Here is a 13,100-nt window from a genome sequence, read left to right as displayed (position 1 = left end):
ATGGCACAATTTGACTCGATATTCTCTCGGAAATCGATGACAGCACGTTTGCAAACACGTGACAGCAGAAAGAAATCCCTTATCTCCATAAAAAGAATAAATGACCGTATTTTTTGATGAGTTATTGATATGTCATTGAAATTCGTTTTTGACAGCATGCAAGTTTTGCAAATGCCATCTACGCTTATTTTTAGAAGTCGTCATCGCAGGGCATGTTTTCGTGAAGAGTGCAGCAGCCGGGGATTTCGGTTGCAGGACTTGCAGCGAGCGTCGTGCGGCAGACCGCTTCCGGGAGCCTCCACTATTCATACGAACGGCTCTTAACCACCTGTGCTAAAAAAGACGAAAGGACGGCATGCCATGAATATATTCGATCACTATCGCCAGCGTTATGAAGCTGCCAAGGACGAAGAGTTCACACTGCAGGAGTTTCTTACCATTTGTCGGCAAGACCGCAGTGCCTATGCTAATGCGGCAGAACGGCTATTAATGGCTATTGGTGAGCCTGTAATGGTTGACACTGCCCAGGAGCCACGGCTTTCCCGTCTGTTTTCGAACCGCGTCATTGGACGCTATCCGGCGTTTGAAGAATTTTATGGCATGGAGGATGCGATTGAGCAAATCGTCTCCTACCTGAAGCACGCCGCCCAGGGACTGGAAGAAAAGAAACAGATCCTCTATTTACTGGGCCCGGTGGGTGGCGGTAAATCGTCACTGGCGGAACGACTGAAATCCCTGATGCAGCGGGTGCCTATCTACGTGCTGAGCGCCAACGGCGAGCGCAGCCCGGTAAACGATCATCCGCTGTGCCTGTTTAACCCGCAGGAAGACGCGCAGATTCTGGAAAAAGAGTACGGCGTACCTTCCCGTTACCTCGGCACCATCATGTCGCCGTGGGCGGCAAAACGTCTGCATGAGTTTGGCGGCGACATCACCAAATTCCGCGTGGTCAAAGTGTGGCCGTCAATCCTGGAACAGGTGGCGATTGCGAAAACCGAACCGGGCGATGAAAACAACCAGGATATTTCGGCGCTGGTCGGGAAAGTGGATATCCGTAAGCTGGAACACTTCGCGCAGAACGATCCGGATGCCTATGGCTATTCCGGCGCGCTGTGCCGCGCCAACCAGGGGATCATGGAATTCGTCGAGATGTTCAAGGCGCCGATTAAAGTGTTGCACCCGCTGCTGACCGCGACCCAGGAAGGCAACTACAACGGTACCGAGGGGCTCTCCGCCCTGCCGTTCAACGGTATTATTCTCGCCCACTCCAACGAATCGGAGTGGGTCACCTTCCGTAATAACAAAAACAACGAGGCGTTCCTTGACCGTGTGTACATCGTCAAAGTGCCTTATTGCCTGCGCATTTCGGAAGAGATCAAAATTTACGAGAAACTGCTTAACCACAGTGAACTGGTACATGCGCCTTGCGCCCCTGGCACGCTGGAAACCCTGTCGCGCTTCTCGATTCTGTCGCGCCTGAAAGAGCCGGAAAACTCGAGCATTTACTCAAAAATGCGCGTCTACGATGGCGAAAGTCTGAAAGACACCGATCCGAAAGCGAAGTCGTATCAGGAGTATCGCGACTATGCCGGCGTGGATGAAGGGATGAACGGTCTTTCAACACGCTTCGCCTTTAAAATTCTGTCGCGCGTGTTCAACTTCGACCATGCGGAAGTGGCGGCCAACCCGGTTCATCTGTTCTATGTGCTGGAGCAGCAGATTGAGCGCGAGCAGTTCCCGCAGGAAATGGCGGAACGTTATCTTGAGTTCCTGAAAGGTTATCTCATCCCGAAATACGCCGAGTTCATCGGCAAAGAGATTCAGACTGCCTATCTGGAGTCCTACTCTGAATACGGCCAGAACATTTTTGACCGTTATGTAACCTATGCGGATTTCTGGATTCAGGATCAGGAGTATCGCGACCCGGATACCGGCCAGCTGTTTGACCGCGAATCCCTGAACGCTGAGCTGGAGAAAATTGAGAAGCCTGCCGGGATCAGTAATCCGAAAGACTTCCGTAATGAAATCGTCAACTTTGTGCTGCGCGCCAGAGCACACAACAACGGGCGTAATCCGAACTGGACCAGCTATGAAAAACTGCGCACGGTTATCGAGAAGAAAATGTTCTCCAATACCGAAGAGCTGCTGCCGGTTATCTCCTTCAACGCCAAAACGTCGACGGACGAGCAGAAAAAACACGACGACTTTGTCGATCGCATGATGGAAAAAGGTTATACCCGTAAACAGGTACGACTGCTGTGCGAATGGTATCTGCGCGTGCGTAAATCGTCATGATGTCATGCCCGACAGCGCTTGCCTGCCGGGCATCACAGCGTTCCGTAGGCCGGATAAACGCAGCGCCATCCGGCATTTACTTACGGTAAAAAGTTGGCAGTACGGGAGGGGAAATATGACCTGGTTTATAGACCGGCGTCTTAACGGTAAAAACAAAAGCGCGGTGAATCGCCAGCGCTTTTTACGCCGTTATAAAGCGCAGATTAAACAGTCGATTTCCGAGGCCATCAATAAGCGTTCGGTTACCGACATAGACAGCGGTGAGTCTGTCTCCATTCCTACGGATGATATTAACGAGCCGATGTTCCATCAGGGACGCGGCGGGCTTCGCCATCGGGTGCATCCCGGTAACGATCACTTTGTGCAAAACGACCGCATCGAGCGCCCACAAGGGGGCGGCGGTGGCGGCGGAAGCGGTCAGGGCCAGGCCAGCCCTGATGGCGAGGGGCAGGATGAATTTGTTTTTCAGATTTCGAAAGACGAATATCTGGATCTGCTTTTCGAAGATTTGGCGTTACCGAATCTGAGAAAAAACCAGCAGCGACAGCTGACCGAGTATAAAACGCATCGGGCGGGGTTTACCTCAAACGGTGTACCGGCCAACATCAGCGTGGTTCGATCTCTGCAAAACTCACTGGCCCGACGCACCGCCATGACGGCGGGGAAACGGCGCGAATTACATGAACTGGAAACCAGTCTGGAAATCGTCGCGAAAAGCGAACCGGCCCAGTTGCTGGAAGAGGAGCGGCTGCGCAAAGAGATTGCTGAGCTGCGGGCAAAAATCGATCGCGTGCCGTTTATCGACACCTTTGACCTGCGTTACAAAAACTATGAGAAACGGCCTGAGCCCACCAGCCAGGCGGTTATGTTCTGCCTGATGGACGTTTCAGGGTCGATGGATCAGGCCACCAAAGACATGGCCAAGCGTTTTTACATTCTGCTCTATCTGTTCCTGAGCCGAACCTATAAAAACGTTGAGGTGGTCTATATTCGCCACCATACGCAGGCGAAAGAAGTGGATGAACATGAGTTCTTCTATTCTCAGGAAACCGGCGGCACGATTGTCTCCAGCGCTCTGAAACTGATGGATGAAGTGGTGACGGAGCGTTATAACCCGGCACAGTGGAATATCTATGCCGCACAGGCGTCGGATGGCGATAACTGGGCGGATGACTCCCCGCTGTGTCATGAACTGCTGGCGAAGAAGATTCTGCCGGTAGTCCGTTATTACAGCTATATCGAAATAACCCGCCGGGCACATCAAACCCTGTGGCGAGAATATGAGCATCTGCAGGCGACGTTTGAGAATTTCGCGATGCAGCATATTCGCGACCAGGAAGATATCTACCCGGTATTCCGCGAACTGTTCCATAAGCAGGATGCCTGAACCATCAACTTAACAATATAAATCAGCCAGTTACGATTGGTTTCTGGCTGATTTTTTCCGATTTTGAGGTTTAAAAAATCTCTAACGTTATCAGGCCATTGCTTTTCATTTTGGGGAAAGCTTTTAGGGATATCTACATAGAATAAGACCGGTTTCCGAGACCTATCCTCTTTCAATTGCTATCAAACACTTAACCGCGTAATTGAGAAAATTGTGCAATTACTGCACATCACAAATTCAGTAAGTTACGTCATGTTGTGCTCAGAATTTCTCATAGTTTTGGCCCTTAAAAACTTCAGATCGCAGGGTTATCGTCATCAGTGGCTCGGTTAATCAGATGCGTCAAAATTCCCTTCACATCCACCTCATCAAGCACCTCACCTTCCAGAACCTCACCATCGACCGTTATCAGTGCATTACCTCTACGCCTGGCAAAGTGACAACCACCAGAGTACGAAATCAGGTAGGTGCTGTCTGGCGATGGCTTCATACCATTCTCAATCACAGCTAACCCATGCGATGTCTCAATCACCTGGCTGTTAGCCGTGACGCCGCAGATAGTCTCTATGGTTAGCGTGCGTTCAATGTAGTCTTTAGCTGGACTTGGGAACCCCATATCAAAGCCCTCCGTTAGGGTTGTACATGAACCACGTTTTGTTCTCACTGTGATCAGCAGTAATGTCTTTAAAGCAGGTGGTGTATCTGGCTATCCATTGATTAGCTTCTTCCATGCCAAGCTCCCAGTTGACCTTTAGTAGCTCCTGAACAAAATCAGCTGTTTTCACAATCCTCCGGCCTGACTTTTCATGCACAATACTGGCCCTGAAGGCGATCTCGATATCTGAACGTCGCGGCATGTAGTCACCTCAAAACTAATACTGTATACATATACAGAACATCTTATTCTGATAGTCGATCAAGTTGTCTGTTGGTGCTAAACTTCTGCCTTCTCAGAATTGACTGATTTTTCTAATGTTAAAACTTTTTGCTAAGTACACATCGATTGGCGTACTCAACACGCTCATTCACTGGGTTGTGTTTGGTGTTTGCATATATGGACTATCAACAAGCCAGGCACTGGCAAACTTTGCCGGGTTCGTGGTAGCCGTCAGCTTTAGTTTCTACGCTAACGCAAGATTCACTTTTAAAGCATCCACTTCCACGCTGCGTTACATGCTTTACGTTGGGTTTATGGGAACGTTGAGTGCTGCTGTAGGCTGGGCAGCTGACAGGTGTGGGTTACCGCCAATCGTCACACTGGTGGCTTTCTCCGCCATTAGCCTTGTATGTGGCTTTTTCTATTCTAAGTTCATTGTCTTTAGGAAAGCGAAATGAAAATTTCTCTGGTCGTTCCGGTCTTCAATGAAGAGGACACGATACCAATTTTCTATAAAACGGTGCGAGAGTTCGAAGGTCTAAAGCAATACGATGTTGAAATCGTGTTCATTAATGACGGAAGCAAAGACGCAACAGAATCAATTATTAATGCGCTTGCTGTTTCTGACTCGTTAGTTACCCCACTCTCATTCACCAGGAACTTTGGCAAAGAGCCAGCTCTGTTTGCCGGGCTTGAGCACGCTACTGGCGATGCTGTAATTCCGATTGATGTTGACCTGCAAGATCCGATTGAGGTCATTCCTCATCTTATTGAGAAATGGCAATCAGGAGCCGACATGGTTCTTGCTAAACGCTCAGATCGCTCAACAGATAGCCGATTGAAGCGCAAGTCAGCAGAGTGGTTTTACAAACTGCACAACAAGATTAGTTCACCAAAAATTGAAGAGAACGTTGGCGATTTTCGTCTAATGTCTCGCGAAGTTGTCGAAAACATTAAACAATTACCAGAACGCAATCTCTTCATGAAAGGCGTTCTTAGTTGGGTCGGCGGAAGGACTGATGTCGTTGAATATGCACGTGCAGAACGTGTGGCTGGAGATTCCAAATTTAATGGCTGGAAGCTTTGGAACCTTGCTCTGGAAGGCATCACGAGCTTCTCAACTTTCCCATTGCGTATGTGGACGTACATTGGTCTGTTTGTTGCCGGATTATCCTTCCTGTATGGCGCATGGATGATTTTAGATAAAATCTTTTTCGGAAACAGCGTACCTGGCTATCCGTCTCTACTCGTTTCCATACTTTTCCTTGGCGGCATCCAGCTTATAGGCATAGGCGTTCTTGGTGAGTACATTGGTAGAATTTATGTAGAGCTTAAAAAGCGTCCTCGTTATATCTTAAAAAAGGGAGCTAAAAGTGATCAATAACAATGTTAAATATATTGTTTTTGTCGCATTGCTCTATATAGCGCCATTAGCGTTGATTAATGCTGATTACTATGATGACCTTAATAGATCGATTACTGGATATGGATGGTCGCAAGATGGACGATTCATTGCATCATTTATCATGAGCATTATGTCATTTGGAACTCCATTACTTCCGATGGCATTCATTGTTAAGGTCATATCTGCGGCAATAGTTTTAATATCTGGTTATATAATAGGCGCTTGTCTTTTTGATGGCAAAAAATGCCAGGGAGCATTCTTTGGCCTATTCGCTTTAACTTCTCCATTCTATATAGAAAATCTATCATATACATATGATAGCATCCCGATGTCTATATCAATACTGGCTGGAATTTTGCCATTTTTATTCTTCAAAGGGAGAGCGTTCACACCAGTCTCTTTAATGGGTTTAATAATTGTACTTGGTACTTACCAGGCCTCTATAGTTATATATCCCATCATGGTTATTTGTATGGTTTTTAGACTATACTTAAATGAGAGAAAACCATCAGCATTAATTCATGCAATATTGCCTTTCATATTGATGTTAGTGGCATATTTTATATATTCACTCATTATTCATAAACTAGATGTTGTGCCTTCCCGCGCTGGATTTTTAGAAGTCGGAAGTAAAACAATGGAGGTTATTGGGTGGAGAATTAAATCCTATGAGCACATGTTTACAAGCTTACTGAGCAGTCGATACCTGATTCCTATTACACTTTTTATCATCACATTAGTTTCAGTATCAATTTATTACATAGCAAGCTCGAAAGAACATGGGGCAACCGATGTACTTATAATGATCGCTTGCACACTGCTTATTTTTAGTTTTATGTTCATCCCTAACATAATACTTAAAAGCATGTTCATGACCCCTAGAACTATGATTGCCTATCCATTTGCAATGCTTCCTCCCTTCATATTGTTTAGCAAGATAGGAGGGTGGTTGAAGTGGTTTACTGAATTTGGCCACCTGAACAGAGGTGATATGCTCATCTCAGAACAATACAGGTGTCCCAATGAAAAAAAGAAATTTCAGCGCAGAGTTTAAACGCGAATCCGCTCAACTGGTCCTTGATCAGAACTACACCGTTGCAGCTGCGGCCAGTGCTATGAATGTGGGTCTTTCGACAATGACGCGATGGGTAAAGCAGTTGCGGGATGAACGACAGGGCAAAATACCTAAAGCCTCCCCTATAACCCCGGAACAGATTGAAATACGTCAGCTGAAGAAAAAGCTACAACGCATTGAAATGGAAAACGACATATTAAAAAAGGCTACCGCGCTCTTGATGTCAGACTCCCTGAACAGTTCTCGTTAATCGGGAAACTCAGAGCGCAGTATCCTGTGGTCACACTCTGCCACGTGTTCGGGGTTCATCGCAGCAGCTACAAATACTGGGAAAAAAGCCCCGAAAAGCCAGACGGCAGGCGAGCGGTGTTACGCAGTCAGGTTCTGGAGCTGCATAACATCAGCCATGGCTCTGCTGGCGCAAGAAGTATAGCGATTATGGCAACCCTGAGAGGCTTCAGAATGGGACGCTGGCTTGCCGGCAGGCTCATGAAAGAACTGGGGCTGGTGAGTTGTCAGCAACCTACCCACCGGTATAAACGCGGTGGTCATGAACACATCGTTATCCCGAATCGTCTTGAGCGACAGTTCGCAGTGACAGAGCCTAATCAGGTGTGGTGCGGCGATGTGACGTATATCTGGACAGGCAAGCGTTGGGCTTACCTCGCTGTTGTTCTCGATCTGTTCGCAAGGAAACCGGTGGGCTGGGCAATGTCATTCTCACCAGACAGCAGGCTGACCATCAAAGCGCTGGAAATGGCGTGGGAAATTCGCGGTAAACCAGTCGGAGTGATGTTCCACAGTGACCAGGGTAGCCACTATACAAGTAGGCAGTTCCGGCAGTTACTGTGGCGTTGCCGGATCAGGCAGAGTATGAGCCGACGTGGAAACTGTTGGGACAACAGCCCGATGGAACGCTTCTTCAGAAGTCTGAAAAACGAGTGGGTGCCAGTGACAGGTTATATAAACTTTAGCGAAGCTGCTCATGCGATCACAGACTATATCGTCGGTTATTACAGCTCGCTAAGGCCGCATGACTATAACGGTGGGTTACCCCCAAACGAATCGGAAAACCGATACTGGAAAAACTCTAAAGCTGTGGCCAGTTTTAGTTGACCACTTCAGGTATTTGAAGGTTGTTAATGTGGTGTTTTCATTGCTAATCTTGTACTCATTTATGCTTATTAATGTCTACTCCCGTTCCATTAAGGAGAATATCGAAACAACTAATTTTATTGGAGATAGCATCTATAGGGATATATCGGTAGTCGCTAATGGTAAGTTCACGGTAGCGATTCACGGGGAGATTAAGATATCTGACAGGAGCAGTTTTCTGTATAGGGAGATGCCATTCCTTCATTATTTATCTCCAATTTATGCAAAGCAGGGTTCATACTGGTCCAATTTGGCCCTTTTCAGATTATCTCGCGTTTACCCTATAAGTTATGGTAAAAAACAGATGCCAGCATGTAATACTGCATTCGTAAATAGATACGGTCTCTATTCAATATTCAAAGATGGTAATAATTTCGATGTGTTTTTGAGTAGTAAATGCATTAACAATTAAGCGCCAGACTTAACCTGGCGCCATCATGTTATATTATAACCTCCCCCCTGCAACAGCAATGTTCCAGTTGCAGGGATTGGCACATTTGCTGCAGTGCTAGAGGCCGATATCCTAAATCTATTTGATGCTAGGAGCGTCCTACCATAAACAGGAACTGTAGTTGATGAACATACTGCATTTATCAAGCAATCCTTAGTAAGTGTTCTAGGAAATCCAAACACCTGAAAATCACTTCCGCTTCCCCCAGTCCATGATGCTATGTAGTTAAACCACATAGACCCACCACTGAACTTATAACTTAATTCATTTGTGGTAAAAGTGACTGCATTAACTGTTGATGAACCGTTTGCAATTCCGAGTGAACCACTAAACACATTATCACTGAATAGCTTTCCATTAACAGTTGCAAATCCGTAGCCAGTCGAAGAGATAAGTGATGATGGTATATCTACAGGGCCATCTATACCCAATTCAGAAGTCGCATCTACGTTGAATGTTGCAAATGTTGTTCCGGTATTTTGCAGCCTACCGAAACTTATACCAACAACGTTGACTTTACTTCCATTTGCCGAGAATAGACCATTACCTCCAGATGAAGTGTTATTGTAAGCAAAGCAAAGATTATTAATAGTCGCTCTAGTATTACTAAACCTAAGGCAAGAAAAGATAGTATTTACTAAATTCTCGAGACCAAATGAGTTTATTGTTATACCGTCACACGAAATAAATTCGAAAGCTCTATCATTGCCTTTTTCTGAGTAGCAACTATTAAAAGATGAATAAAGCATTCTTGTTATTTTAATTCCAGACTGAAAACCTGATGTTCCTACGCACTCAAATACATTTGATGTTCCTCCTGACTCAAATGCACTGATTCCAAGATATGGCTCTCCCCATAGTCCAATTGTTCCATTTTGTGGTGAAGTATTAGTATCCACCCCCAGGAATATAACCTGCTTAACGGCACCACCCCAAAAGTCTATCCACCGCATTCCATAAAATACCTTCTCAAACCTACAGTTCAGTAGATTAACCTTTGAGCAATATGGAGCATATATACCGTATAGATTAGATGTAGATACAGAGTTAGCATTCCTGAACTGCACTCCATTTAATGTTGCGTAATAGCAATATAAATTTGTGCTATGAACAAACATTGCTTGCGCATGAATGGTGCTGTATTTGACCACTCCATCTGTAGAATAAATCCCGGGAACATCGGGGACTTCTGATTCAGTAACTGTCTGCCCACCATAGAAAACCTTACATACCCATGATGTAGATGGTGTTCTTAACACCATCCCTGAGCATAACAGTACCGGCTTGGATGATAGGTAAGCATTCTTTGTTAACACAAACTCTATGTTGGTGCTGAACATATTAGAGCGTTTTATTTTATATGCCTTAAAAAACGCATCCCATGAGTCCTCTGTGGCCGACTCACCAACCAGAACCCCCTTCCCTCCAAGCTGCTCAATGGAGATGGTTCCGTTGTGCTGTAATATTGCATATAGTCCGTTATCACACAGGTAGGCAAGCTCAGGGATTTCACCTTGCGTTGAGCTAATCAGGTAACGAGCGCCTCCGCCATCCCCAGGTGAATAATAACCTTCAGTTTCATATACAAAACCGTTCCGTACATCAAAATTGATTAAATTTTGAAGATTATTTGATTTACCTACACTCCAACTACCAAGAGGACCAGCAAGTTCTTTTCTAAGAACATCACTGACATCAACAGCCAGCCACTTACCTTCTCCAGTACCACCAGTAGAATCTGGCGTCGAACCGGCAGGAACAGTTTTAGGAAGTGTCGAGAGATCATCCCAGCGATACCAGACGCCAGTGGACTCGTCCTGAATAATGTCACCGGCAGCAGTGACAGTAGAACCATCCTGGAACGTGCCGACAGGATTCCATCCAAGATTTGTTATAGCTGTTTTAATATTTTCTTCCATTCCCCACCACGTAAGGCGGGATACACCAAATCTGTCATTCCATTCTTTATTCTGACGATCATTCGAAAGATGGTCGAAGTTCTGAGCATTATCGTATAAATCTTTTGCAGCAGAAGACCCCAGCGGATTGCGGGTGTTGTAAGTCGTCATATGGGCCTCATAAACGAAAACCCACCGAAGTGGGTTTGTTAAGATATTTTTTGCGATTAAGCTACATTGCCGGGGTAGGAGGCATTGTCGTATTGATAGAAGGAATCGCGATACTCTTTAGCTGTTACCTGGCACGTTCCATCAGACTGCGGGGCTATCTCTGAAATTAATGAGCTGTAACCTACGCGTGATGATTCGCAGAATATGAGGCGTGGAGGTTCGATAGATTTATCATTCAACAAGATGTTGATAAATTCATCCTGTTCAGAGACCGATAGTTCATAATCACTAATCTTAGCAACTGGAAGCAAACCAGAGGCTGAGCCATCCTGATAGCGAATTAACGCGCGCGGATTGTTAAATGTCCAGTCAAGTGGTTCTGATACAGTGATAGTTGTTACACCGCCTTCAGTTATCATATCCTCTATCGGCGTGCTGATTGTTTTGCTACCGGGAATGTCATCAGTAAAAACAATTCTGTCACCAACGTTATAACAAAGTGCATCCATTTCCGTTGTCGTGGTATGGGTCAGCCGTTGCTGCCTGTACTTCATCAATCGGCGCATACCTATCTGATATGCCCTGTTCTGATCAAGCACGCCATCAAGCGTATAATCTTCAACTTTAACTGGTGTAGGATTACCCGATGTTCTGCATTGAACCGTCTCTTCAGCCCACGTTGTACCATTAATGTAAGTGACATCCACGCCATCATAATCATCGGCAGATGGTGCAACGAAAGCCGTTTGAAGCGCTTCTGTCATTTCCTGAGGACTAATGATTCCCGTCCACGTTTTTATCCCCTCCCTTCCAACAGAAGCCATGCCGTCAGACAGAAGGAAATAGCTTTTACCCGCGTTAGTGACTTTCTGTAGCATTTCAAGAGCGGAGACTGAGTCTGTTGTTGCATAATCGAAAAACTCGCTATCTGGCGTCCAGTAAGACGATTCCAGCATATCAATCGCTTCGTTATCCATCGCAAGCCCCAGTTCATTACCAATGTGGTAAAGCGCACCTGAAATGCTCCTGGAAATACCGGAATCATAAATACGTGTGGCGACTACATTGACACGACGGTCAGACTGAGCGGCAAGCTTTCCACCCGTTTCGACTGAAACAGCCATAGTGGTTACACCAGAGTATGATGATGGTCTTGAAAGCAATCTCCCCCTCAATGACTGCCAGTACATGTTATCCCTGCTGTTATCCTGGCCTTGTTCGTTCGTTCTCCTGCATCTAACCTCCACCAAACCGGCCGATGCCAGCGTGATACGTTCGGTAAAACCTAACCCATTAATATTTTGCTGATTGTAAGACCCTGTTTTGCTTGTCCAGCCTGAACCAGAACCGTAAACACGGTACTGAATTTCCCACTGAACAATCCTGTTCTGCTTCTTGCCTTTCTTGTTATATCCGCAAATGCCGTTAGGGAAGAAGAAGTTGACCTCAAACATATCAACGACTTCATTATCCGGACATGTAAGAAACGGCCCCATCCATTTATTGTTCTGATTTAAACCGTTTGCTTCGAAATCAAGTACTGTACGTGGTGTGAAACCAGGCCATGTCGGGTCAACGGCTCCATCAACAATCCGTTGCAACGTAACTGTGCTGGCGTCTATATCCAGAATTTTATATTCGCTGCCTGAGTGCGATACTGATAAACGAATGTATCCTTCAGGAATTCCCGTAAATGCGGTGCCGGTAGCGCTGTCATACACCAAAGTGATTGACGCCGTAATAACGTCTTCACCAACAGGCTCTGAATGAGGGATGTAATCAGCAATGAAAAGCTGGTAATCGATACTGTTGTACCAGAGAGTAACTGGCATGCCGATGTATGGAGCAATCTCTTCCAGTGTGTCACTGGTGATTCTGCTGTATGCGCCATCGTTGGTGACAACATAAAAATCTGGAACAATCAATTCAACAATTGCACCTTCTGTCCATGAGTCAGGAAGGTCGTTTGTTGCAGTGTTGCCATCGTCAGTACTAAGCCCGTTAAAGGTGATATCTGCACCAGATACCGTTAATGATTCAGCTACAACATCCTGGGTATCAGGTGCAGTCTGCGCCATATCAAGGCCAGAACCGGACGCAGTTCCCCCTACCTCAGTTGAGTTGAACCAGTTTTCTGTTCTTCGGTCACCGCTAACATTCTGTCCAGGCTGATAAACAGTATAAGAAAAGCCATCACCAAGAGAGGCGCTTGGCGTTGAGCCAACGCGAATGTCTCCATCACCGAATGAGAAGCGTCCCCTACCCAGCACCACGAACATTTCAATCGTCATTACAGTGGGATCATCAGGTGAGAATGAAGTGGTTTACTGAATTTGGCCACCTGAACAGAGGTGATATGCTCATCTCAGAACAATACAGGTGTCCC

Annotated in this window: 10 protein-coding genes; 6 read left to right on the top strand and 4 right to left on the bottom strand. The window is 46.0% G+C overall.

The window, feature by feature from the left end; translation table 11 throughout:
- Positions 1 to 360: 360 nt before the first annotated feature.
- Both yeaG and AC1MKH_RS10450 read left to right on the top strand, forming a co-directional pair.
- Entirely contained in the window at positions 361 to 2,295 is a 1,935-nt protein-coding gene (gene yeaG / locus AC1MKH_RS10455; protein WP_015964800.1) for a protein kinase YeaG, read from the top strand.
- Between the two features lie 115 nt (positions 2,296 to 2,410).
- Positions 2,411 to 3,682, top strand: coding sequence for a YeaH/YhbH family protein (locus tag AC1MKH_RS10450; RefSeq protein WP_149464747.1), 1,272 nt, complete (start codon positions 2,411 to 2,413; stop codon positions 3,680 to 3,682).
- Between the two features lie 295 nt (positions 3,683 to 3,977).
- Here the strand turns inward: AC1MKH_RS10450 and AC1MKH_RS10445 are convergent, their stop codons facing one another.
- Both AC1MKH_RS10445 and AC1MKH_RS10440 read right to left on the bottom strand, forming a co-directional pair.
- Positions 3,978 to 4,298, bottom strand: coding sequence for a hypothetical protein (locus AC1MKH_RS10445; RefSeq protein ID WP_276223458.1), 321 nt, complete (start codon positions 4,296 to 4,298; stop codon positions 3,978 to 3,980).
- Between the two features lies 1 nt (position 4,299).
- A complete protein-coding gene (locus tag AC1MKH_RS10440) occupies positions 4,300 to 4,539 on the bottom strand; it encodes a DNA polymerase V (protein WP_276223460.1) in 240 nt (79 codons plus the stop codon).
- Between the two features lie 115 nt (positions 4,540 to 4,654).
- On the opposite strand from AC1MKH_RS10440, the gene AC1MKH_RS10435 reads away from it, so the two are divergent.
- The 4 genes from AC1MKH_RS10435 to AC1MKH_RS10420 all read left to right on the top strand — a co-directional run bounded on the left by AC1MKH_RS10435 (position 4,655) and on the right by AC1MKH_RS10420 (position 8,155).
- The gene (locus AC1MKH_RS10435; RefSeq protein WP_276223462.1) at positions 4,655 to 5,017 is read left to right on the top strand and encodes a GtrA family protein; all 363 of its coding nucleotides are present in this window, start codon (positions 4,655 to 4,657) and stop codon (positions 5,015 to 5,017) included.
- Positions 5,014 to 5,943 (top strand): glycosyltransferase family 2 protein, encoded by a 930-nt coding sequence (locus AC1MKH_RS10430; RefSeq protein WP_276223464.1) that lies wholly within the window; start codon positions 5,014 to 5,016, stop codon positions 5,941 to 5,943. Before AC1MKH_RS10435 ends, AC1MKH_RS10430 begins: the two co-directional genes overlap by 4 nt.
- Positions 5,933 to 7,018, top strand: coding sequence for a glucosyltransferase domain-containing protein (locus AC1MKH_RS10425; RefSeq protein ID WP_327621980.1), 1,086 nt, complete (start codon positions 5,933 to 5,935; stop codon positions 7,016 to 7,018). Before AC1MKH_RS10430 ends, AC1MKH_RS10425 begins: the two co-directional genes overlap by 11 nt.
- A protein-coding gene (locus AC1MKH_RS10420; protein WP_488451776.1) for an IS3 family transposase occupies positions 6,987 to 8,155 on the top strand; the annotation gives its coding sequence in 2 pieces (ribosomal slippage) (positions 6,987 to 7,236 and positions 7,236 to 8,155; 1,170 coding nt in all). The genes AC1MKH_RS10425 and AC1MKH_RS10420 overlap by 32 nt, the downstream gene beginning before the upstream one ends.
- 474 nt (positions 8,156 to 8,629) lie before the next feature.
- Here AC1MKH_RS10420 and AC1MKH_RS10415 read toward each other — a convergent pair.
- Together AC1MKH_RS10415 and AC1MKH_RS10410 are read right to left on the bottom strand one after the other, a co-directional pair.
- Positions 8,630 to 10,714, bottom strand: coding sequence for a tail fiber/spike domain-containing protein (locus tag AC1MKH_RS10415; protein WP_276223469.1), 2,085 nt, complete (start codon positions 10,712 to 10,714; stop codon positions 8,630 to 8,632).
- Positions 10,715 to 10,770: 56 nt separating this feature from the next.
- The gene (locus AC1MKH_RS10410; RefSeq protein ID WP_327622025.1) at positions 10,771 to 13,005 is read right to left on the bottom strand and encodes a host specificity factor TipJ family phage tail protein; all 2,235 of its coding nucleotides are present in this window, start codon (positions 13,003 to 13,005) and stop codon (positions 10,771 to 10,773) included.
- Positions 13,006 to 13,100 lie beyond the last annotated feature (95 nt).

The sequence above is a fragment of the Pseudocitrobacter sp. CD920760 genome (assembly GCF_057782505.1).
This window is presented reverse-complemented; position numbering and strand designations above follow the sequence as displayed.